The following is a 23,286-nucleotide window of genomic DNA, read 5'->3' as shown; positions in this document are numbered from 1 at the left end:
CCACCTGCCATGAACAAGCCTGAAGGCAATGTGTTCGCGCCTGAAACACTGATCGATCCGTTCGACTATTACCGTGCCATCCACGATGCCGGAATCGCGATCGAGCACCTTGAAGGCATGAACACCTGGGTGGTCTATTCCTATGATCTGTGCAGCGAGGCGGCGGCCAAGCCGGACGTGTTCTCGAACGATTTCACCGCGCTGATGGGGCGCGAGGCGGACGAGGATATCCAGGCGATCCTGGCCGAAGGCTGGCCCGATCTTCCCACTCTGCTGACCGCCGATCACCCCGTCCACACCCGCAACCGTAAGCTGGTAAACCTCGCCTTTTCCGCCCCGCGCGTGAATGCGATCGAAGCCGATATGCGCCAGAAGTCGATCGAATTGATCGAAGCTTTTGCCGACAAGGGCGCATGCGAGTTCGTCGAGGAATTCGGCGTGCCACTGCCGGTCGCGATGATTGCAGGCCAGATCGGGCTGGATGATGATCCCAAACGGGTGAAACGCTGGTCCGATGCGGCGGTCGACCGGTTCAGCCAGATGGTCGATCACGACCGCAAGCTGGAATGCGCGCGCAGCCTCGTCGAATTCCAGCATTACATGAAAGGCTTGATCGATGATCGCCGCGCCAATGGCGGCAATGATCTGCTGACCGATCTGGTCCAAGCGCGGATCGAGGGTGAAACCCCGCTGACAGATCCCGAAATCATGTCGCTGATGCAGCAGTTCATGGTGGCGGGGAACGAAACCACCACGTCAACACTGGCGGGCGGATTGCTCCAGCTGATCCGCAATCCCGATCAGATGGCCAAGGCCAAGGCGGCAGCCGGTGGCCGCGATCCCAAGGTGCTGGGCAATCTGGTGGAAGAGGCGCTGCGTTACGAAACGCCCACGGCGGGCATGTGGCGCATCGTGAAGGCCGATACCGAGTTGGGCGGCGTGGCGATCCCCGCAGGCGCGGTGGTGCAACTGCGCTATGCCGCGGCCAACCGCGATCCGAAGCGTTTCCCCGATCCCGACCGCTTCGACATCGACCGCACCAATGCCCGCACGCACCTCAGCTTCGGCAAGGGCCCGCATATGTGCGTGGGCAACATGCTGAGCCGGAAGGAAATGCTGGTCGCCTTCGACGAGCTGCTCGAACGGCTCGATAATTTCGCAGTGGCCGACGAAAGCGAAATCCGAATCCTGCCCAACATCCTGCTGCGCGGCGTCACCCACCTGCCTATCACTTTCACCCGGAAAGCCTGAGCACAATGAATTTCGACCTGTCCGAAGAACAGGAAATGTTCGTATCCTCGGTGGAGCGGTTCGCCGCGCCGGTGGATGTCGAGGCGCGCCGCAAGCTGCGCCTGTCGCCGACGGGGTATGACCGCGCGCGCTGGCAGCAATTGGCCGAACTGGGTCTGATCGCGCTCGCGGTGAGCGAGGCTGCGGGCGGAATGGGCGGATCGGCGGTTGATCTCGCGCTGGTGGCCGAGGCCTTGGGGAAGGCCAATGCGCCTGATCCGCTGCTGGAACACGGGGTGCTGCCTGCGCTGCTGCTTGAACGCAGCGGCGCGCATCAGGCGCTCGAAGGCGTGCTGGCAGGCACCACTATCGCCACGCTCGCCTGGACTGAACGCGGGCAACGTTACAGTCTCACAGCCAAGGGCATGAAGGCGGAACAGGGCGCGGACGGCTTCGCCCTCACCGGCGAAAAGACGATGGTGATGGGCGCGCTGATCGCCGACCTGTTCATCGTCACCGCCGACCTTGACGGAGAGACCGCCTGCTTCCTCGTCCCGCGCGATGCTGCCGGGCTGGAGGTGCGTGCCTATCGTCTGGCCGATGGCAGCATCGCGGGCGAGATCAAGCTGACCCGCACGCCTGCTGCCGCGAGGCTGACGCTGGATGCCGCCGGGCTCAATGCCATCGCGGCCGACATGCGTCTTTACGCCGCTGCCGAGATGGTAGGCCTAGGTCAACGCCTGCTCGATGACACGCTGGCCTATGTGAAGGAACGTGAACAATTCGGCGTGGCAATCGGATCGTTTCAGGCGCTTCAGCACCGGTTGGTCGATTGCTACGCGCGCGAGGAACAGGCGCGCTCGATGCTGTATCGTGCCGCACTGACTGACCGCGCCGATGCCGCGAAATGGCAACGCGCTGCCGCCGGTGCGAAGGCTTTTATCGGCGAGAATGTCGATGCCATCGCGCGCGAAGCGGTGCAGATGCATGGCGGGATGGGGATCACAGATGAACTCGCGATCGGCCATGCGCTCAAGCGTGTGCTGGTGCTGACCCGCCTGTTCGGTGACATCGACACCGTGCTGGCAGAATACGCGCTGGCCGCCTGACGGCCTGCTGGAGGGGACTGAAATATGGGCGACAAGATCGACCCCAATCTTTGGAGCGACGGGGCTGAGCCGCATTTGATGGGCGGACGCCTGCCTTCGGGCCAGATCGTCTTTCCGATGCCGCAAGGCGATGCAGCGCAGGGCGTGGAGCCTTACAAGCTCTCGCGCCGGGGCAAGCTGTGGTCGTGGACCAGCCAAGGCTTTCTGCCGAAGGAACCCTATGAAGGCCCCGGCTCCGGCCCCGGAGAAGGCCCGCCTGATTTCCAGCCCTACCTGATCGGCTATGTCGAACTACCCGGTGAGGTAATCGTCGAAAGCCGGATCGTGGATGCGCGGCTGGAAGACCTGCATCTGGGCATGGATCTGGAATTCTGCATCGTGCCGTTCAACGCGGTGCACGATACCTTCGCCTTCCGTCCCGTTGCCGCAGCAGAAAGCGCAGAGGAGTTCAGGGCCGCATGAGCGAGAATGTCTATATCATCGGTGCGGGCATCCACCCCTTCGGGCGCACAGACGGCCGGTCAGGCCGCGAACAGGGGGTCTATGCCGTTCGTGAGGCATTGGCCGATGCAGGGCTGGAATGGCCCGATATCGAATGCGCCTATGGCGGCTCCGCTGCGGCAGGCAATGCCGATATCATGGTGAACGAGCTGGGGCTGACTTCGCTTCCCTTTACCAACGTGGCGAACGGCTGCGCCACAGGCGGCAGCGCGCTCGCCGCATCGCAGCAGGCCATCGCCAGCGGCATGTATGACCTTGCGCTAGCGGTCGGGTTCGACAAGCACCCGCGCGGCGCCTTCAACGCCAAGCCTGCCGATTACGGCCTGCCCGAATGGTACGGCCAGACCGGCATGATGCTGACCACGCAGTTTTTCGCGCTGAAGATCCAGCGTTACATGCAATTGCACGGGATCAGCCGCACAGCGCTGGGCCGGGTGGCGGAAAAGGCGTTTCGCAACGGCACGTTGACGCCCCATGCATGGCGGCGCAGTCCGGTCGATCTCGAAACGATCATGAACGCGCCGATGATCAACGATCCGCTGACCAAATACATGTTCTGCTCACCTGCCGAGGGCGCAGTGGCGCTTATTTTGGCCAGCGAGAAGAAGATGAAGGAACTCGGCGCGGACGGTGTGAAGATCCGCGCCGTGTCTGTGAAAACCCGCCCGCCCAATTCCTTCGAGGTGTTCCAGGCCGGCATCAGCATCGAAGAGGGCGGCAAGCCCACAGTACTCGCATCGCAGGCCGCGTTCGAGCGCGCCGGGATCGGCCCTGAAGACATCGGCGTAGCGCAGTTGCAGGACACCGAAAGCGGCGCGGAAATCATGCACATGGCCGAAAACGGCTTCTGCAAGGATGGCGATCAGGAAGAATGGCTCGCCAATGGCTGGACCGAGATCGGCGGGAAGCTGCCGGTCAACACCGATGGCGGATGCCTTGCTTGCGGGGAGCCGGTCGGCGCGTCAGGCCTCAGGCAGGTGTATGAAAACGTGACGCAACTGCGCGGCCGCGCGGGCGAGCGACAGGTGCCCGAAAAGAATGGGCGCACACCGCGCTTCGGCTACTCCCATGTCTATGGCGCCCCCGGCCTTTCGGGCGTTGCGATCCTGGAGCGCGAATGACCCGGACGGAAAACATGGGGCGTATGCAGGGCAAGGTCGCGCTGGCTTCGGGCGGGGCCGAGGGGATCGGCGCTGCGGTCGCGCGCTTGATCATCGCCGAAGGCGGCAGCGTGATGCTGGGCGATGTGCAGCTGGAAAAAGCACAAGCGCTCGCCGCTGAACTGGGTGACCACGCGGCGGCCTGCCCGCTTGATGTGCGCGAACTCAGCCAATGGGAAGCCGCTGTGGCGGCCACACAAGCACGCTTCGGTAAGCTGACCGTGCTGTGCAACATCGCGGGTATTTCCGAACCCGGCAACGTGCCCGACGGGACGCTCGACGTGTGGCATCGCACCATCGACATAAACCTGCACGGGCCGTTCTACGGAATGCGCGCCGCGATCCCGGCGATGGAGGCGAGCGGAGAGGCCTGCGCCATCGTCAACATCGGATCGATGATCGCGATGCGCCCCGCTTCGTTCGTCGCAGCCTATTCTGCATCCAAAACCGGCCTGCGAGGGCTTACACAAAGCGTTGCGCTCGATCTGGCCGAACGCGGCCTGCCGATCCGCGCCAACATTGTGCACCCCGGCGCAATCCGCACGCCGATGTATAACCGCTACAAGTTCTCAGGCGCCGATACGCCGGAGAATATCGAGACCAACTTCGCCGCCACCCACCCGATGAACCGCATCGGCGAGCCCGAGGAAGTTGCCCGCGCGGTGGTGTTCCTCGCCAGCGACGAGGCCAGCTTTACCACGGGCTGCGATTTCACCGTCGATGGCGGCGGAAGCATCAGGAGCTGACATGGCAGAGCAACCCGCCACCCGTATCGACGCGCATTTCATCGCTGCGGGCAAATATCACGACATCGACTTTCCGCGGATCGAGATCCTCAAACTGCTGGCAGAACACCCGCATATCCGCACCACCGTGGCAGCGGATTATTCGGGGCTGGAACGGCTCGATCAGTGCCGCTTCCTGATCACATATACCTGTGATCTGATGCCGACGCCCGAGCAGGCCGCGCAGATCAAGGCGTGGATGGAAAAAGGCGGCAAGTGGATGGCGCTGCATGGCACCAATTCGATCCTCGTCTTCACCGCAGATGGTCTGGTCGATGCGCCAGATGATCGTCCGGACGTGATGGAAATGCTCGGCACGCAGTTCGTGGCGCACCCGCCGATTGGCAAGTTCCCGGTCGAGGTGGTGAACAAGGACCATGAACTGACCCAAGGCATCGAAGATTTCGAGGTGGTGGACGAGCTTTACCTCTCCAAGACCACCGCGCCGATCGAAACCCTGATGCAGACGACATTCGAAGGCGAGGCGACCGGCTTCACGCAAAGCCAGTGGGGGCCGACAACCGTACCTGTCCTCTATACGAGGGATATCGGCGCCGGGCAGATCGTTTACAATGCGCTGGGCCATTGCCGCGGGCATTATGATCTGCCCGGCATGGCCGATTTCTACCCGCACAAGGAAATGTGCGCCTGGAATTACGATGTCTATTATGACCTGCTGCGGCGCACGATCCGCTGGGCCATGAGAGACGGGAACTGATTGCGACAAACGGGATCCGATTGACATGGACATGGAGTTTTCGCCTGAGGACATCGCCTTCCGCGAAGAAGTGCGCGCCTTCTTGCATGACAATCTGCCCGAGCGGCTGCGCGATGGCGCGCGCCGTACGCCGGGCGTGTTTGTCGAGCCCGATATCGGGATGGAATGGCACCGCATCCTCTATGCCAAAGGTTGGGTCGCGCCGCACTGGCCCAAGGCCGATGGCGGCACAGGCTGGACACCAACGCAAAAGTTCATCTTTGAAAAGGAATGCGCGCTGGCGGGCGCGCCTGCGCTCGCAATCCTCGGTCTGCGGCTTGTCGGCCCGGTCATCTGCGCGTTCGGCACGCCCGAACAAAAGGCGCGGTTCCTGCCGCGCATTCTGGCGGGCGAGGATTACTGGTGTCAGGGTTACTCCGAGCCCGGCAGCGGTTCCGACCTTGCTTCGCTGAAAACGTCAGCCCGGCTTGATGGCGACGAATATGTCATCAACGGATCGAAGATCTGGACCACCCACGCCCACCACGCCAACTGGATTTTTGCGCTGGTGCGCACTGATGCCACGGTGAAAAAGCAGGCCGGGATCAGCTTTCTGCTGGTGCCAATGGATCAGCCGGGCGTCAGCGTCACGCCGATCCATTCGATGTCGGGCGATCACGAGGTCAACGCGGTATTCTTCACCGACGCGCGAACGCCTGCCGAAAACCTGATCGGCACCGAAGGCGCGGGCTGGACCATCGCCAAGTTCCTGCTGGAGAACGAACGCGGCGGATCATGCTATGCCCCCCGCCTGCTCCAGAGTATCGGGCGGCTGGAAGCGCTGGCGCAAACCCAGCCTTCGGGCGTCAACGGCGCGATTGCGCACGATCCGCGTTTCCGTGACCGGCTAGCCCGCGTGCGGCTTGAAGCCGAGGCGCTTGAGGTCACCGAACTGCGCATCCTCGCGGAATTGGCCAAGGGCCGCGCGCCGGGGCCGCAGACCTCGCTGGTCAAGCTACTGGGTTCGAATATCGGCCAACAGGTCGATGTGCTGCGGCTGGAACTGCTGGGGCCGGACGCGCTGCAATTACCGCTGGAACGCCCGCTTTACGGCAATGAAGCGCCCGAACCGGTCGGCAGCGAATATGCCCAGACTGCGATGGGCCGCTATCTCAACAACCGCGCCGCGACGATCTTCGGCGGATCGGACGAGGTGCAAAAAAACATCATCGCCAAGACCGTGCTCGGTCTCTGAGAGGACACGACTCATGGACGTATCGAAGCTGATGTTCCGCGAAGGCTTGATGACGGGCGAGCGCATTCTCGTCACCGGCGGCGGCACCGGATTGGGCCGCGAAATGGCCGAAGCGTTCCTGAAGCTGGGCGCGACCGTTTACATCTGCGGGCGGCGACAGGTGAAGCTGGATGAGACGGCTGCGGAACTCGCCGCACTCCACGGTGGCAAGATTGTCGGCCACGCCTGCGACATCCGCGATGCGGATGCGATCCATGCGATGGTGGATAGCATCTGGGCCGATGGCGGCGCGCTGACCGGCGTGGTCAACAATGCAGCGGGCAACTTCATCAGCCGCACCGAGGATCTTTCGGTGAACGGGTTCAATGCCATCGCAGACATCGTGATGCGCGGCACGTTTTACGTAACGCTCGACATCGGTAAGCGGTTGATTGCGGAGAAGAAAAAGGCCAGCTTCCTCTCGATCCTGACCACCTGGGTCTGGTCAGGCAGCGCCTTTGTGGTGCCGTCTGCCATGTCAAAGACCGCGATCAACGCGATGACCCAGAGCCTTGCGACCGAATGGGGCCGCTATGGCCTGCGCTTCAACGCCATTGCTCCGGGCCTTTTCCCGACCAAGGGGATGAGCTCGCGCCTTTCGCCGGGCGGGCAGGGTGGCAACTCCAAGAACGACCTCAACCCGATGGGCCGCGCAGGCGAGATGCACGAACTGGCCAACCTCGCGGTGTTCCTGATGGGGTCGGGGGCGGAATATGTGAACGGCCAGACCATCGCCATCGACGGGGCGGGTTTCCAGGCCAATGGCGGCACCTTCTATCCGATGCTCCACGCGCTGGGCGATGCCGAATGGGATCAGATGCGCGCCATGATCAAGGGCACCAACGACAAGGACAAAGCCGACCGCGCTGTCGGCTGAATGCCCTGCACGCCAGACAAGCAAACGGCGCGGGAGGCAAGCTCCCGCGCCGTTTGCGTGTACGCGTTATCGCTGGATCAAAGCTGCACTTCGGCGACCTTGTCCTTGTAATCTTCCTTGGGATCGATCCCCAGCAGCATCTTCATTCCCGCAACCACCGATGACGCGTCGATCCACACATGCGCAAGCTCGGCATCAAGCCGGATCAGAGCGATCTTCGGATCGTCTTTGCCTTCATACCATGCGGCCACGAAGCGGTTCCAGAGCTTGTCGATCACAGCCCGGTCGCGCGTCGTGGTCAGCGAACCGTGGATCGCCGCCCACAGATCATGCCCCTTGGATACGAAATGCGCATTGGCACGCTTGCCCTGGCCGGCAAGTTCGCCCTGCTGGATCATCTGGTAGAGCGCGTTGTCAGTCGAGGTGAAGAACCACACGGGACCGTGGTACTCGCCGCGTTTGTAAAGATTTTCGTCAAGCTGCGCAGTCATGGGGCGCGCATGACCATCTTCCTCGCCGACAATGCCGAGGAACATGGTCATGTCGCTTTTCACTGCTTCCCAGAACTTCGTCCGCATTTCCGCTTCGTTCGTCATGGTCGTCTCCCATTTCTTGTGATCGGGAGGCGCAAGACACCGGGCGGGCAGAAAGTTCCGTATTAGTAGACCTCGAAGAGACCAGCTGCCCCCATTCCGCCACCAACGCACATGGTGACGACCACGTACTTGGCGCCGCGGCGCTTGCCTTCGATCAGCGCGTGGCCGGTGCAGCGGGCGCCGGTCATGCCGTAGGGGTGGCCGATCGAGATCGAGCCGCCGTTGACGTTGAGGATGTCGTTATCGATCCCGAGCTTATCGCGGCAGTAGAGCACCTGCACCGCAAATGCCTCGTTCAGCTCCCATAGCCCGATGTCATCCATCTTGAGGCCGGTCTGCTTGAGCAGCTTGGGGATCGCGAAGACCGGGCCGATGCCCATCTCGTCAGGCTCGGTGCCGGCAACCGCCATGCCGACATAGCGGCCAAGCGGCTGGAGGCCCTTCTGTTCGGCCAGCTTGGCTTCCATCAGCACGCTTGCCGAGGAACCGTCCGAAAGCTGCGAGGCATTGCCTGCAGTGATGACCATGCCCGGGCCCATGACGGGGTTCAGGCTCTGGAGGCCTTCCAGGGTGGTTTCGGGGCGGTTGCCTTCATCCTTGGTCAGGGTGAATTCGCGCTGGCTGACTTCCTTCGTTTCCTTGTCCATCACGTTCATGGTGGTGGTGACGGGGACGATTTCGTCGTCGAACTTGCCGGCCTGCTGGGCGGCAGCAGTGCGCATCTGCGACTGGTAGGCGTATTCATCCTGCACTTCGCGGCTGATGTTGTAACGCTTGGCCACCGTTTCGGCGGTTTGCAGCATCGGCATGTAGACATTGCCGTGCATGGCGAGCAGCGACTTGTCCATCGACACGCGCATCTCCGGCGTCTGCACCATGGAGATCGAATCCTGACCGCCGCCGACGACGATATCCATGTTGTCGACGATGATCTGCTTGGCCGCGGTCGAAATCGCCATCAGGCCGGATGAGCATTGGCGGTCAATGGTCTGGCCCGATACGCCCACCGGGCAACCGGCGCGCAGCGCGACCTGGCGGGCGATGTTGCCGGCCTGCGTGCCCTGCGTGAGCACAGCGCCCCACACCACATCATCAATCGCGCCCGTTTCGATCCCGGCGCGTTCGATGGCCGGGGTGAGGGAAAGCGCGCCGAGGGTGGCACCGGGAGTGGCGTTGAAAGCGCCCTTGTAAGCACGGCCAATCGGCGTGCGGGCGGTGGAAACGATTACGGCTTCACGTGCCATGATTAGGGTATCCTTGTTGTCGTTTGTCAGCCGCCGCCCCGACACGTGCCAGGGCGGCGAAAAGGGGAGCTCACACGAAGTACTGCGTGATCCACTCGCACATCAGGGCGGGCTTTTCCTCACCTTCGATTTCGATAGTGATCTCGCAGGTCTGCTGCCACTGGCCGGGGCGCTTTTCGACCATTTCGGTGAGCTTCCAGTGGCCACGGATGCGCTTGCCGGCGCGGACCGGAGCGATGAAGCGGGTCTTGTTACCGCCGTAGTTGACGCCCATTTTTACGCCATCAATGCGCGGCGCGCCGCCTTGGGCGCCAAGATAGGGGATCATCGACAAGGTCAGGAAGCCGTGGGCGATGGTGCCGCCGAACGGGGTCATCTTCGCCATCTCTTCGTTCACGTGGATGAACTGGTGGTCACCGGTTGCTTCGGCAAACTGGTTGATGCGTTCCTGGCTCATCTCGGCCCATTCGCTGGTGCCGATGGTTTCGCCAACCTTGGCGGCCAATTCCTGCGGGGTCATAGGCTTCCTCCTCCTTGTATCGCGCAGGCGAAATCCCGTGTCCGCCGCGCCTCTATCGACCGGCTTCATGGCGGATGATCACAGGGAGCGCAACGTCTCTGACGGAGGGGGCGCTATGCCGTTACGGCACCGCGGATCTTGCCTGTGATGGCCTGCTTGCGCACTTCGCTGCGCCCCAGCAAACTGCGGGCCGAATCGATCCGCAGGCAATAGGTGTGCAAAGCAATCTGCAATCCGACGAGCATCAGCATGACCGGCTGATAGGCGATCCCCTGGAAGGTCGCCCCGACCAGATAGACCACCGCGCCCATCTGCAACGCAGCCGCGAAGGGCGCGATCCAGCGGGTCGCCTCGTCCTCCTCGCCGCGCCAACGGCGCTGGACGCGTTCCATCTGCCACAAGCCCAACAGGTGCAGCGCCACCCAGATGATCAGCCCGGGCCAGCCCTGCTCTCCCAGCATTTCAAAGAATGACGAGTGGTAAGCCCGGCCCTTGTCGACCACTTCGCGATATTCCACGCTGGTGGTGTTTCCGTTCACCTCCTTGACCGGCATGACATAGGCAAACCGGTTGCCGCGATAGGCATCGAACCCGCCGCCGAACGGTTTTTCACCCACGTAATCGAGCGTCCATTTCCACACCGCCACCCGGGTCGAGGCGCTCTCGTCCCCACCCGGTGCGGCAATGGTTGCCATGCGCTCGTAATAGCTTTGCGGCAGGAACGGCAGCGCCGCGAGGCCCAGCAGTCCAGCCCCCGCGATGAACAGAAACCGCCGCTTGGTGTAACGCAGCGTCAGCGCGCCCAGCGCAGCGATGCACAGCAGCCCGGTGCGCGCTTCGGTGCCGATCGGTACAAGCAGGCACGCAAAGGTCAGCGCCACCGCGAAACCCGTGACCAACCAGTGCGGGCGGAAGATCGTGCCGTGGCGCACAAACCACCACAGCATCGGGATCAACCCGATGGCGACTGTCGCCAAGGTTGAACTTTCATAGATTCCGCTATTGTCGTTGACGAAGAATTTGAGGTTTTCATATCCCCCGCCGCCCAGCACCGTCTTCATCCCGGTGCCGATTACGATGGTAGCGATCGACAGCAGCAGCACCAGCGCCAGCCCTTCGATCCGGGCGCGGGTGGTCAGCGTCAGCGGCAGGAAAATCGCAAACAGCAGCGCCTTCCACACCCAGTCCCATTTGGTCGCAGCATCCAGAGGGAAATCGGCGTTACCGGTGGTCCATCCGCAATAGAGCAGCAATGCCAGCATCATCCCCTGACGCACCGTGAAGCGTGCGCCCGATTTGCGGTCGAGCGCGATCCACCCGCCAAAGGCAGCGGCAAAGGCGATCAGCGAAACCGGCAGGCTGGCGATCAGCGAATATCCAATCCGCTGAGGGGCAAGAATGTCGATATAGACATACAGCAGCACCCACAGGAACGGGCGGCGCAGGCCGAGCACCAGCACGTATCCGATGAAAGCAAGGAAAACGAGGTCGAGCATCAGCCTTGCCCGGCTCCTTCTGGCGCAGCGCCTTCAGCGCCATCGTCATGCCCGCCTGACTGGCGCGCGCGGCGCGCGGCATTGCGGCCCGCCATGCTGGTCGCCTTGCGGTTTTCGGCGGTCTCGGATTTGATGCTGCCGATCAGCGGATCTTCGTCCAGCCCTTCGCGCATCACTAGCCGCAGCAGCGCAATGGCCAGCAGGCCATGGCCGAGGGCAAGCGCGAAATAATCGATCATGGGTCAAAGGCTCCGGGCCGGGCGGGATGCGCAAGGATAGCGCCATGCAGTTGACGCGGCGTTAAGCACGCTTGCGATAAGCACCCTGTCATGACCCGCGTGCTCCATGTCCTCGATCATTCGCTGCCGCTCCACAGCGGCTACACCTTCCGCACCCGAGCGATTCTCAAGGCACAGCAAGGGCTGGGGCTGGAAGTGCGCGGAATTACCGGTCAGCGCCACAATTGCGAAGCGGCGCTGAACGGTTCGCCCGAGGAAGCCGACGGGCTGATGTTCCATCGCACTCCGGGAACGCCCTCGGGCCCGCCAGCTTTGCGCGAGATCGGTGAGATCGCTGCTCTGGCTGATGCAATCGGCAAGGTGGCACTGGAATGGCGGCCCGATATCATCCACGCCCATTCGCCTGCCCTGTGCGGCGCGGCAGCGCAACGCGCGGCTCGCACGCTCGGCATTCCGTTTGTCTATGAAATCCGCGCCTTCTGGGAAGATGCGGCGGTCGGCAATCTGACCGGCACCGAAGGCAGCATCAAATACCGCCTTACCCGCGCGCTGGAAACGCGGGTGGCGAAATCGGCGGATGCGCTGTTTGCTATCTGCGAAGGTCTGAAACAGGATCTGGCCGCGCGCGGTATTCCTGAAGGCAAGATCGGGATCATGCGCAACGGGGTCGATCTCGAAATGTTCGGCGAGCCGGTGCCGCGTGACAACGCGTTGGCGCAGGCACTCGGCATTGCTCCGGGCGCGCCTGTTATCGGCTATATCGGCAGCTTCTATGCCTATGAAGGCGTTGATGATCTGATTGCGGCCATGCCTTTGCTGCGCCAGTCACACCCCGATGCGCGACTGCTGCTGGTAGGCGCAGGGCCGATGACGGAAAGCTGGCGCGCTGCGGCGAAGGCCCTGCCTGATCCGGCGGCAGTGATTTTCACCGGACGCGTGCCGCATACCGAGGTCGAACGCTATTATTCGCTGGTCGATGTGCTTGCCTATCCGCGCAAGGGCCAGCGGCTGACCGATCTGGTCACGCCCTTGAAACCGCTGGAAGCGATGGCGCAGCGGCGGCTGGTCGCCGCATCCAGTGTCGGCGGGCACCGCGAACTCATCACCGATGGCGATACCGGCACGCTGTTTGCGCCGGATGATCCCGCCGCCTGCGCCGCCGCGCTGGCCCGGCTGCTCGCGAATCGTGAAGGTTGGGATGCGATGCGGATCCGCGCCGAAGCCCATGTCCGCGCCCGCCACGACTGGGCTGCCAATGCTCGTGATTATCTTTCTGTTTACCATATTTTGTTAACCCGAAACGAAGGCGGGCACCTGCGGGGCGCAGACGCTGCCAAGGCAACAACGGGATAACAGGGCAATGACAATCGGGCAGCAGGATTACATCCCGAAGCGCAAGGGCGCATGGGCCGCATCGCGCAAGCCGCAGAGATTGTCCGAACATCGGGCCTTCGCTCCGATGCTGGGGTTGTGGGGCGCGGCGCTTGCCGGGCTTTCGATCATGGTGCTGCCCGCCAGCCTCGTAGCAAATGTGGCCAGTGGTTCAGGTCTGATGCTGCTCGGCGATCAGGCGCAGGTCGTGCTCGCTGGGCTCGCGGCATTGTTGCTGGGCGGGGTGATGTATCTGCTGGCCGGCGGCGGGAAACGTGAAGGGCGCCGCAGTGTCGATGCGCCCTCTCTCGTTGCCATGGCAAGGCGGCAGGTGCACGCCATCGATCCGCAGCGCGACCTTGGCAGTGCCAGCTTCGACGAGCCGATTGCCGATGTGCCGTTTGCGCCGAAGCAGCCGGTTCAGCCCCAGCCCGCTATTCAGGAAGAGCCCGCCATTCAGGAAGCGCCGCCGCCGCGTGCGCTCGATCTGTCGGAATTCGCCCAATTGCCGGGCCGCAACGCGGTGTGGGTCGAAGACGCCCCTGAAACAGCTTCGGCCGCCCCTGTCGAAATGCCGCCAGAGCCGGTTGCCCTGCGATCTGTTCCGGCGGCCGTGAACCCGAGCGCAGCCGCATTGGCACGCCTGCGCGCCACCCCGCCACAACAGCTGAGCCTTGCCGAAATGGTAGAGCGGTTCGCAGGCGCACTGCACGAACACCGCGAAGTCGGGCCCGACAAGGCGCCCGGCCGCCGCGATCTGGCCGCCCGCGAAGCGGCACTGGCCGAAGCGTTAAAGGCGCTCGCCGCCTTGACCGGACACTCTGGACAGTCCGCAGCAGCAGAGCGGGACGAGCCGCTGCGCGATGCGCTGGCCAGCCTGCAAGGCGTGCGCGGAGCGGCCTGACCCATAGCCAGTCACGCAAAAGCTGCAACCGACCCGGCTGGATGATGAATGCAGCGCAATCTATCGATAGTTTGAATACCTCTGCGAGAAATAATGCTTCGCGCAAACCCATTGCCAAACCCGCTTCCTGTCGGCATGAGGGGGCCGAAATCGGGTGAGGCACGCCGCCTGCGGCAGCCCTTGTCCGGATTAATCGCCGCCGTGCGCCTGTCAGGCTGTTACAGCCACAGTGCGGATGGTGGCATCTGACAGATCGGACCTACGCCATGGGATACCCCTCCTCCCAGGGTCTTTATGACCCCGCCAACGAACATGACGCCTGCGGCGTCGGCATGGTTGCGCACATCAAGGGCGAGAAAAGCCACGCGATTATCGCGCAGGCGCTGGAGATTCTCGAAAAGCTCGATCACCGCGGTGCGGTCGGCGCCGATCCGTTGCTGGGGGATGGGGCCGGCATCCTGATCCAGATTCCCGATCCGCTGATTCGCCGCTGGGCCGAAGCCAACTGCCATGATCTGCCTGCACCGGGTGACTATGCCATCGGCATGTGCTTCCTGCCGCGCGATGATGCCGCGCGTGCCTTCGTCAAGGCGCGGATGGAGGCTTTTACTGTCAAGGAAGGTCAACGCTTCATCGGTTGGCGCGATGTGCCGGTCACGATGGATGGTCTCGGCCAGGCCGTTATCGATTCGATGCCGGAAATCCGGATGGCTGTAATCGGGCGCGGGCCCAACTGTCCCGATCAGGACGCGTTCGAACGCAAGTTGCTGACCATCCGCAAGCAGGTGCAAAACCCGCTCGCACAGCTGGCCGAAAAGCACGACCTGCCGGGCGTGACCGAAACCTACATCCCCAGCTTCTCGACCCGTACGGTGGTGTACAAGGGCCTGTTGCTGGCAACCCAGGTGGGCAGCTTCTACAATGATCTGCGCGACCCGGCCTGCGTGTCGGCGCTCGGCCTCGTGCACCAGCGCTTTTCAACCAACACCTTTCCCAGCTGGCGGCTGGCGCATCCTTACCGCTTCATCGCCCACAACGGCGAAATCAACACCGTGCGCGGCAACGTCAACTGGATGAACGCACGCCGCCGCACGATGGAAAGCGAACTGCTCGGCCCCGATCTCGACAAGATGTGGCCGATCATCCCGCACGGACAATCGGACACTGCGTGCCTCGACAACGCGCTCGAACTGCTGATCGCGGGCGGATACAGCCTTGCCCATGCGATGATGATGCTGATCCCCGAAGCGTGGAGCGGCAATGAACTGATGGACCCCGCCCGCCGGGCCTTTTACGAATATCACGCCGCGCTGATGGAGCCGTGGGACGGCCCGGCAGCTGTGTGTTTCACCGATGGTCGCCAGATCGGCGCGACGCTGGACCGCAACGGCCTGCGCCCTGCCCGCTTCTGCGTCACGAAAGACGATATCGTCTGCCTCGCCTCGGAAAGCGGGGTGCTGCCCTTTGCCGAACAGGACATCGTGCGCAAATGGCGGCTCCAGCCCGGCAAGATGCTGCTGATCGACCTCGATCAGGGCCGCATCATCGAGGATGACGAGTTGAAGGCCGATCTGGCGCAGGCCCAGCCCTATGCCCAGTGGTTGCGCCAAGCGCAGTACAAGCTGGAAGATATCACTGACGTGGTGCCAGAGCCGGGGGCAATTCCGGCAGAGGAAACCTCTCTGCTGCAGCGCCAACAGGCGTTCGGCTACACGCAGGAAGATATCGCCCGCTTTCTTGAGCCCATGGCGGTGGACGGCGATGATCCGATCGGATCGATGGGCACTGACACGCCGATCGCGGTTTTGAGCGATCGTGCGCGGCTGCTGTATGATTATTTCAAGCAGAACTTTGCACAGGTCACCAACCCGCCGATCGATCCGATCCGCGAAGAACTGGTGATGAGCCTGACCAGCATGATCGGTCCGCGGCCGAACCTGCTGGGCCGCGATGCCGGCACGCACAAGCGGTTGGAAGTGCATCAGCCGATCCTCACCAACGAGGATCTGGCCAAGATCCGCTCGGTCGAGGAAGCGCTGGATGGTGCCTTCCGCTGCGCCACCATCGACATGACTTGGGACGCCGACACAGGCGCTGATGGCCTCGACATGGCGATCAAGGAAATGTGCTGGGCCGCGACCGAGGCCGTGCTTCAGGATCACAACATTCTGGTGCTGTCCGACCGCAGCCAGAGCGAGGCCCGCGTGCCGATGCCGGCGCTGCTCGCTACGGCAGCAGTGCATCATCACCTTGTCCGCCAGGGCCTGCGGATGCAGACCGGCCTGGTGGTCGAAACCGGCGAAGCGCGCGAAGTGCATCACTTCTGCGTGCTGGCAGGATACGGCGCGGAAGCGATCAACCCCTATCTGGCGTTCGAGACGATCGAGGCTTTGCGGGTCAAGCGCCACGCCGATCTGCCTGCCGCCAAGGTGCAGCAGAACTTCATCAAGGGTGTGGGTAAGGGCATCCGCAAGGTCATGTCCAAGATGGGCATTTCGACCTACCAGTCATACTGCGGCGCGCAGATTTTCGACGCAGTCGGCCTGTCTACTGCCTTCACCCAGAAGTATTTCACTGGCACCGCCACCACCATCGAGGGCATCGGCCTTGCCGAAGTCGCCGAGGAGGCCCTTCGCCGCCACGGTCAGGCTTATGGCGACAACCCGCTGTATGACGGGATGCTCGATGTCGGCGGGATCTACCAATACCGCTTGCGCGGTGAAGAACACGCCTGGACGCCGCAGAACGTCGCCCAGTTGCAGCACGCGGTGCGCGGCAATGACCCGAAAAACTACGCCGAATTTGCAGCCAGCATCAACGAACAGTCCGAAAGGCTGCTGACGATCCGCGGTTTGCTGGAATTCAAGAAGGCGGCGACCCCGATCCCCTTGGACGAAGTTGAACCAGCGGCAGAGATCGTGAAGCGTTTCTCGACCGGGGCGATGAGCCTCGGCTCGATCAGCCACGAAGCGCATTCGACCATGGCGATTGCTATGAACCGCATCGGTGGGCGTTCGAACACGGGTGAAGGCGGGGAGGAGCCGTTCCGGTTCACCCCGATGGCGAATGGCGATTCGATGCGCAGCCGAATCAAGCAGGTCGCCTCGGGCCGGTTCGGGGTGACCACCGAATATCTCGTCAATTCGGACGATATCCAGATCAAGATGGCGCAGGGGGCCAAGCCCGGTGAAGGCGGCCAGCTGCCCGGCCACAAGGTCGACAAGCGCATCGGCGCGGTGCGGCACTCGACGCCGGGCGTTGGCCTGATCTCGCCCCCGCCGCATCACGACATCTATTCGATCGAAGATTTGGCGCAGCTGATCCACGATCTCAAGAACGTGAACCCGGTCGCGCGGATTTCGGTCAAGCTGGTGTCCGAAGTCGGCGTCGGTACGGTGGCAGCGGGCGTGTCCAAGGCGCGCGCGGACCACGTGACGATTGCGGGCTATGACGGCGGGACGGGCGCTTCTCCGCTCACGTCGCTAACTCACGCGGGTTCGCCGTGGGAAATCGGCCTTGCCGAGACCCAGCAGACTCTGCTGCTCAACGATCTGCGTGAACGGATTGCGGTGCAGGTCGATGGGGGCCTTCGCACGGGCCGCGACGTTGCCATCGGCGCGCTTCTGGGCGCAGACGAGTTCGGCTTTGCCACCGCCCCGCTGATTGCGGCCGGGTGCATCATGATGCGCAAGTGCCACCTCAACACCTGCCCCGTCGGTGTGGCTACGCAAGACCCGGTGCTGCGCGCGCGCTTTACCGGTCAGCCGGAACACGTGGTCAACTACATGTTCTTCGTCGCCGAAGAACTGCGAGCCATCATGGCGGAAATGGGCATCCGCACCGTCGCCGAGATGGTCGGGCGGGTCGACCTGCTCGATACCCACCGGATGGAGCGCCACTGGAAGGCGCGCGGGATCGATCTTGGCCGCATCCTGCATCAAGTTACCCTGAAAGACGGCGCGTCCTTGCGCCAGCGCAGCGTGCAGGATCACGGGTTGGACGGCGCGCTCGACAACCAGCTGATCGCCGATTGCCGCAATGCGATCGACGCAAAGCAGCCGGTGCAGCTGGAATACGCAGTGCGCAACGTGAACCGCACTGTCGGGGCGATGCTTTCGGGCGAGGTGGCCAAGGCCCACGGACACGAGGGCCTGCCGACTGACACGATCCGCATCAACCTGACAGGGGTTGCCGGGCAGAGCTTCGGTGCGTGGCTGGCCCACGGCGTGACGCTGGATCTGGTGGGCGATGCCAACGACTATGTCGGCAAGGGGCTTTCGGGCGGGCGTATCATCGTGCGTCAACCCGAAACTGCGCCCCGCAACGCGCAGGACAACATCATCGTCGGTAACACCGTGCTCTATGGTGCGATCGCGGGCGAGGCCTATTTCAACGGCGTTGCAGGTGAACGGTTTGCGGTGCGCAATTCGGGCGCCGTCGCAGTGGTCGAAGGCACCGGCGATCACGGCTGCGAATACATGACCGGCGGCGTGGTGGTGGTGCTCGGCAAGACCGGGCGCAACTTTGCGGCGGGCATGAGCGGCGGGGTCGCCTATGTCTATGATCCGGAAGGCGCTTTTGATGCGCTGGTGAATCATGCGCAGGTCGATCTGCTGCCGATTTCGGCGGATCCCGATGCCGATGAAGGAACGGGCCGTCCGTCGCAGCGTCCGCGCAGCGTCAATGATTTCGGCATGGGCGACATGCTGCGTCACGACGCCGAACGCCTGCGCATTCTGGTGGAACGCCATCAGCTTCACACCGGCAGCAAGCTGGCGGGCGATCTGCTGGCTGATTGGGACGCAGCGCTGACCCGCTTCGTCAAGGTGATGCCGCGCGATTATGCAGCAGCCCTGAAACGGCTCGAGGCCGAGCGCCACGAAGCCGCCAGCGTCGCAGCCGAATAGATTTCAGGAACGAGACAGTAAAATGGGCAAGGAAACCGGATTTCTCGAGCTGGACCGCCGCGAGCGGGATTATCTCGATCCGCAGGAACGGCTGAAGAACTACCGCGAATTCATCATCCAGCCGGATGAAGGCACGCTGGCGGGCCAAGCCTCGCGCTGCATGAATTGCGGCATTCCCTACTGCCACAATGGCTGTCCGGTAAACAACCTGATCCCGGACTGGAACCACCTCGTCTATGAGGCGGACTGGAAGCGAGCGCTCGACATGCTCCATTCCACCAACAACTTCCCCGAGTTTACCGGCCGCATCTGCCCCGCCCCGTGCGAGGCGGCGTGCACGCTCAACATCATTGATCAGCCGGTGACGATCAAATCGATCGAATGCGCAATCATTGATCGCGGATGGAAGGAAGGCTGGGTCACACCGCAGGTGCCAGCGAAAAAGACCGGCAAATCGGTAGCGGTGATCGGCTCCGGCCCGGCGGGGCTCGCCTGCGCGCAGCAACTGGCGCGCGCCGGGCATTCTGTCACCGTGTTTGAAAAGAGCGACCGTCTGGGCGGCTTGCTGCGTTACGGCATCCCCGATTTCAAGATGGAAAAGCATCTCATCAATCGCCGTGCCCAGCAGATGGAAGCCGAAGGGGTGACGTTCAAAACCTCGAAGGAAGTCGGCGTCGATATCTCGTTCAAGTCCTTGCAGGAAAACTTCGACGCGGTGGTTCTGGCAGGCGGCGCAGAAGATGCGCGCCCGCTGTCGATCCCCGGCGCAGAAATGCCGGGCGTGCGCCTGGCGATGGAGTTCCTGACCCAGCAGAACAAGCGGGTGGCGGGCGATGATGAACTGCGCGCCGCGCCGCGCGGCAGCCTTACCGCCACCGGAAAGCATGTCGTGGTGCTGGGCGGCGGAGATACCGGCAGCGACTGTGTCGGCACATCGAACCGGCAGGGCGCACTCAGCGTCACCCAGCTCGAAATCATGCCGAAGCCGCCCGAAAAGGAAGACAAGGCGCTGACCTGGCCCGACTGGCCAATGAAACTGCGCACGTCGTCAAGCCATCAGGAAGGCGTGGAGCGCGACTGGGCCGTCTTGGCCAAGCGCGTCATCGGCGATGGCGAAAAGGTCACCGGCCTCGAATGCGTACGGGTCGAATGGCTGGGCGGGCAAATGCAGGAAATGGCGGGCAGCGAATTCACGATCCCGGCCGATCTGATCCTGCTGGCGATGGGCTTTGTCGGGCCGAAAAAGGCAGGCCTGCTCGAACAGGCGGGCGTTTCGCTCTCCGGGCGCGGGAATGTCGATGCCGACACCGAAAGCTACGCCACCAGCGAGCCCGGCGTGTTCGCTTGCGGCGACATGCGGCGCGGGCAAAGCCTGGTCGTCTGGGCGATCCGCGAAGGCAGGCAGGCTGCAAGATCAGTGGATCAGGCGCTGATGGGAGTCAGCGAACTTCCGCGCTAGAGCGCTTTTCGAGCCACGGGCGCAGCGGAAACAGCCACTGCTCCCTGATCGACAACCGCTTGCGATCATCCTGCCCGACGATGGCGGATTCGCCTTCGCGATAGGTGCCGAACACACGGTCCCACAGGATCACGCTGTTGCCGTAGTTGCAGCGTGTGTCTTCGTAACTCAGCGCCGTGTGATGCAGGCTGTGATTGCGGATGGTGGTGAACAGAAAGCCGTACCAGATCGGCGGATCGGCGCGAACATTGGCGTGGGCAAAGGTGGCAATCGCGCCGGCCGATGTAATCGAGGCAAACAACGCGTTGAGGTTCACATCGAGCAGCGCGATCACGCCGAGACTGATCAGAAACAGCTCGACAGGGTTGCCGACAAAGCCCTTCATCGCATTGAGCTGGGTGATGTGGTGATGCGGCGCGTGGGTCAGCCACAGCGGCGTCCAGTTGTGCATCGCGCGGTGCATCCAGTACTGGCCGAATTCGAACAACAGCATGACTGCCAGTACCTGCACGAGGAAAGGACTGGCGGCCAGCCACGGAGTTCCGATGCCCCAGGCCTGCTTCAGGTCGGTCAGCGGGCCGTTGACCAGCATATCGGACAGGAAACCGATAACCCCGTAACCAAACGCGACGTAAAAGATGTCCGTCGCCAGTTCGCGCCTGTTGATCCGCCAGCCTTCGTGGCGTTCGAACACCAGTTCGAGCAATTGCACAAACGCTATGGTGGCCAGCCCGACAACAATGATCATCCATGGCGCATCGACCCACGCAGCGGGCGCAAAGGCCCAGAAAGCCCAGATCGCCGCGACAGTCGCTGGCGGCAGAAGGTTGATGAGCAATTGTTTCACCGGATCACACCCCATGTTCGCCTCACGCTGTAAGGCTGCCACCCGGACACGGAGAATACGCCATTATGCGTAAGGGGTCGAGGTGTGAGCGATATCGGCTATCGAACGCAACCGGACGAAAGCAGGCGTTCGGGATGCGACCCGGTAACAATCGCTCCGCGTGATCGACTCTTTGATCGAATTTGGTAGAACTACGCCATGCCATCGGCACGACAGAACTCAGCAAAATGCTTTTTTGTCGCTTGGGTGTTGGCCTGGGCAACAGCCGTCTATCTGCCAAGCCTTGCCATCACGCTGCTATCGCTCTCGCCGCTCGCGTCGGGTGGAAACCTGCTCCTTGATACCTTCCGGGTTGCGGACGAGGTTTCGCCGGCCGCGAAGCTGTCCTACGCGTTCCTCTTCGGCGCCTTCATTATATCGGCACGAATGGTTGGCGCGGGACACGGGGTGGCCACAAATGTTGTGATAGGTGTGATCAGCATTGCGCTGGTCGTGGCACTGCTTCCTCAATATTGGTCGCGTGGCTTTGGCATCGGCCTGCAAGGAGTGAGGTTTGACCCGCTCCCAACCGCCATCTATCTCATCGGAGGTTTCGCGAGCGGTGTCGTTTTCTCCCTGCTCGAAGCAAAATGCTTGTCACGCGGTCAATTGCACGCACCTGATCACTCGTCAGAAGATTGACAGCGACCGCAGGAAACCGCCCAGCTCCAACCATTCAGCCCAAAGCCCGGCAATCCCAAAAGCAGCCGCTCCGTCTGCGGGGGGAAAAGCCTATTCCGCCGCCTGCCGTTGCTCATGGGCAAAAATGTCGACCAGTTCATCGTCGCTCGCTGCAACCAGGCGCTCGGCCCAGCCGTGGAACACCTGACCGCCCTTTTCATTGCGGCCGAACAAGACCTCTTTCATCAGCCCCGATTGCAGTGCCTGGTGCTGGCGTTTGCCAGTCGCATAATCTTCATCGCGCACCACCACTTCAAGGAAGTTGAACTGGTCATGCGCGGCCTGCACCTGCTCGGGCGTTTCGGGTTGGTTTTCCATGACATAGAATTGGGTGGTGTAGCTGGTGCCGACATCCGCGCCGGGGAACAGTTGACTGATAAGCGCCCCGCGCTGCCCGCCGCCGTAAAAGCTGGCGATCGAAATGTGCGGGAAGATCGTCCACACGCCCTGCACCAGCACTTCTTGCGGCAGATCATCATCTGCCATCGCGGCCAGATCCATCTGCTGATCATCGTCCCCCTGCACCTTGATCGCGAATTGCGACGGGGTCGACAGGCGCTGGTGCGGGCCGAAGGCGAAGTAATTTGCGCGGTTGTAGAAATCGGCTCCGAAGGTGTCTTTGTGCAGCACCGGCAGGTGGTAGAAATCGAGATAGCCGTCGTAAGCCGTCTTCCAGTTCGGCCCTTCGAGCACGCGGCTGGCAAACAGCGTCCAGCCATCGAATTCGAACGCCTTTAGCAGTTCGTCATAGCCGCACAGATAATCGGGGATCGACAGTTTCGACGCGGGATCGAGCGTCACCCAGATCAGGCCTGCATTCTCGTAAACCGGGAATTTGGTCAGGCAATGCTGGCTCTTGTCGATCTTTCCGAAATCCTGCGCGTCGGCCACCCCGATCAGGTCACCGGTCGCCTTGAATGTCCAGCCGTGATAGCCGCAGGTGAAGCGGCTGGCATTGCCGCAGCCATTGGCCAGCGGGTTCCCGCGATGGGTGCACATATTGAGGAAGGCGCCCATGCTGCCATCCTTCTGGCGGCTGAGCAGTAGCGGCACGCCGCAGATATCCATCGCCTTGAAATCGCCGGGGTTGGGCAGTTCGCACGATGGCGCGACCATCAGCGGCAGGCGCCGGAAGATCTGCTTTTTCTCCAGATCGAACAGGGCAGGGTCGGTATAGGCGCTGGCGGGAACGCGCACGACATCATCGGCATATTCCATCGTATCGGCCGCGCCGTGGGCGACAAGATTGCGGGTCATTTCGACCAGGGTCTCGCGTGACATGCTCATTCTCCCGAGTGTTGCCCGAAGCATCCGCCTTCGCCGCGTCTGC

At 62.6% G+C, this 23,286-nt stretch carries 20 protein-coding genes; 13 read left to right on the top strand and 7 right to left on the bottom strand.

What is annotated here, in order from left to right:
• The first annotated feature begins 9 nt into the window (after positions 1-9).
• From IP79_RS07335 to IP79_RS07300, 8 genes are read left to right on the top strand one after another with little or no spacing between them, the layout of a single operon-like run.
• Positions 10-1,251 (top strand): cytochrome P450, encoded by a 1,242-nt coding sequence (locus IP79_RS07335; RefSeq protein ID WP_054118603.1) that lies wholly within the window; start codon positions 10-12, stop codon positions 1,249-1,251.
• 5 nt (positions 1,252-1,256) lie between these two features.
• Positions 1,257-2,339: an acyl-CoA dehydrogenase family protein gene (locus tag IP79_RS07330; protein WP_054118602.1), complete on the top strand. Its 1,083-nt coding sequence runs from the start codon at positions 1,257-1,259 to the stop codon at positions 2,337-2,339.
• Positions 2,340-2,363: 24 nt separating this feature from the next.
• The gene (locus tag IP79_RS07325; protein WP_054118601.1) at positions 2,364-2,801 is read left to right on the top strand and encodes a Zn-ribbon domain-containing OB-fold protein; all 438 of its coding nucleotides are present in this window, start codon (positions 2,364-2,366) and stop codon (positions 2,799-2,801) included.
• Positions 2,798-3,961, top strand: coding sequence for a thiolase family protein (locus IP79_RS07320; protein WP_054118600.1), 1,164 nt, complete (start codon positions 2,798-2,800; stop codon positions 3,959-3,961). Before IP79_RS07325 ends, IP79_RS07320 begins: the two co-directional genes overlap by 4 nt.
• Positions 3,958-4,746 carry an SDR family NAD(P)-dependent oxidoreductase gene (locus IP79_RS07315; RefSeq protein WP_233994117.1) on the top strand — a complete coding sequence of 263 codons (789 nt, stop codon included), beginning with the start codon at positions 3,958-3,960 and terminating at the stop codon, positions 4,744-4,746. Before IP79_RS07320 ends, IP79_RS07315 begins: the two co-directional genes overlap by 4 nt.
• Position 4,747: 1 nt before the next feature.
• Positions 4,748-5,503, top strand: a complete 756-nt coding sequence (locus IP79_RS07310) for a ThuA domain-containing protein (RefSeq protein WP_054118599.1) — start codon at positions 4,748-4,750, stop codon at positions 5,501-5,503.
• A gap of 25 nt (positions 5,504-5,528) precedes the next feature.
• Entirely contained in the window at positions 5,529-6,737 is a 1,209-nt protein-coding gene (locus IP79_RS07305; RefSeq protein WP_054118598.1) for an acyl-CoA dehydrogenase family protein, read from the top strand.
• Between the two features lie 13 nt (positions 6,738-6,750).
• Positions 6,751-7,653 (top strand): SDR family oxidoreductase, encoded by a 903-nt coding sequence (locus IP79_RS07300; RefSeq protein ID WP_054118597.1) that lies wholly within the window; start codon positions 6,751-6,753, stop codon positions 7,651-7,653.
• Between the two features lie 77 nt (positions 7,654-7,730).
• On the opposite strand, the gene IP79_RS07295 is transcribed toward IP79_RS07300, so the two are convergent.
• From IP79_RS07295 to IP79_RS07275, 5 genes are all read right to left on the bottom strand, one after another.
• On the bottom strand, positions 7,731-8,249 hold the full coding sequence (locus tag IP79_RS07295) for a pyridoxamine 5'-phosphate oxidase family protein (RefSeq protein ID WP_054118596.1): 519 nt from the start codon (positions 8,247-8,249) through the stop codon (positions 7,731-7,733).
• Between the two features lie 62 nt (positions 8,250-8,311).
• A complete protein-coding gene (locus tag IP79_RS07290; protein WP_054118977.1) occupies positions 8,312-9,493 on the bottom strand; it encodes an acetyl-CoA C-acyltransferase in 1,182 nt (393 codons plus the stop codon).
• Positions 9,494-9,563: 70 nt separating this feature from the next.
• Entirely contained in the window at positions 9,564-10,013 is a 450-nt protein-coding gene (locus IP79_RS07285; protein ID WP_054118595.1) for a MaoC family dehydratase, read from the bottom strand.
• A 113-nt stretch (positions 10,014-10,126) separates the two neighbouring features.
• Entirely contained in the window at positions 10,127-11,509 is a 1,383-nt protein-coding gene (locus IP79_RS07280) for a DUF5935 domain-containing protein (RefSeq protein ID WP_054118594.1), read from the bottom strand.
• Complete coding sequence (locus tag IP79_RS07275; protein ID WP_054118593.1) at positions 11,509-11,748, bottom strand: hypothetical protein; 240 nt, start codon at positions 11,746-11,748, stop codon at positions 11,509-11,511. The genes IP79_RS07280 and IP79_RS07275 overlap by 1 nt, the downstream gene beginning before the upstream one ends.
• A gap of 90 nt (positions 11,749-11,838) precedes the next feature.
• On the opposite strand from IP79_RS07275, the gene IP79_RS07270 reads away from it, so the two are divergent.
• The 4 genes from IP79_RS07270 to IP79_RS07255 all read left to right on the top strand — a co-directional run bounded on the left by IP79_RS07270 (position 11,839) and on the right by IP79_RS07255 (position 20,389).
• Positions 11,839-13,101 (top strand): TIGR04063 family PEP-CTERM/XrtA system glycosyltransferase, encoded by a 1,263-nt coding sequence (locus IP79_RS07270; protein WP_054118592.1) that lies wholly within the window; start codon positions 11,839-11,841, stop codon positions 13,099-13,101.
• A gap of 7 nt (positions 13,102-13,108) precedes the next feature.
• Complete coding sequence (locus tag IP79_RS07265) at positions 13,109-14,023, top strand: hypothetical protein (RefSeq protein ID WP_054118591.1); 915 nt, start codon at positions 13,109-13,111, stop codon at positions 14,021-14,023.
• Positions 14,024-14,289: 266 nt separating this feature from the next.
• Positions 14,290-18,930 (top strand): glutamate synthase large subunit, encoded by a 4,641-nt coding sequence (gene gltB / locus IP79_RS07260; protein WP_054118590.1) that lies wholly within the window; start codon positions 14,290-14,292, stop codon positions 18,928-18,930.
• Between the two features lie 22 nt (positions 18,931-18,952).
• Positions 18,953-20,389, top strand: a complete 1,437-nt coding sequence (locus IP79_RS07255) for a glutamate synthase subunit beta (protein WP_054118589.1) — start codon at positions 18,953-18,955, stop codon at positions 20,387-20,389.
• Here the strand turns inward: IP79_RS07255 and IP79_RS07250 are convergent.
• Positions 20,370-21,236, bottom strand: a complete 867-nt coding sequence (locus IP79_RS07250; RefSeq protein WP_054118976.1) for a sterol desaturase family protein — start codon at positions 21,234-21,236, stop codon at positions 20,370-20,372. The two genes, IP79_RS07255 and IP79_RS07250, sit on opposite strands and share 20 nt — an antisense overlap.
• A gap of 198 nt (positions 21,237-21,434) precedes the next feature.
• On the opposite strand from IP79_RS07250, the gene IP79_RS07245 reads away from it, so the two are divergent.
• Positions 21,435-21,917: a hypothetical protein gene (locus IP79_RS07245; RefSeq protein ID WP_156318176.1), complete on the top strand. Its 483-nt coding sequence runs from the start codon at positions 21,435-21,437 to the stop codon at positions 21,915-21,917.
• 90 nt (positions 21,918-22,007) lie between these two features.
• On the opposite strand, the gene IP79_RS07240 is transcribed toward IP79_RS07245, so the two are convergent.
• The gene (locus IP79_RS07240) at positions 22,008-23,237 is read right to left on the bottom strand and encodes an aromatic ring-hydroxylating oxygenase subunit alpha (protein WP_054118587.1); all 1,230 of its coding nucleotides are present in this window, start codon (positions 23,235-23,237) and stop codon (positions 22,008-22,010) included.
• Positions 23,238-23,286: the final 49 nt, after the last annotated feature.

The organism is Porphyrobacter sp. AAP60 (assembly GCF_001296025.1).
Classification (GTDB): domain Bacteria; phylum Pseudomonadota; class Alphaproteobacteria; order Sphingomonadales; family Sphingomonadaceae; genus Erythrobacter.
This window is presented reverse-complemented; position numbering and strand designations above follow the sequence as displayed.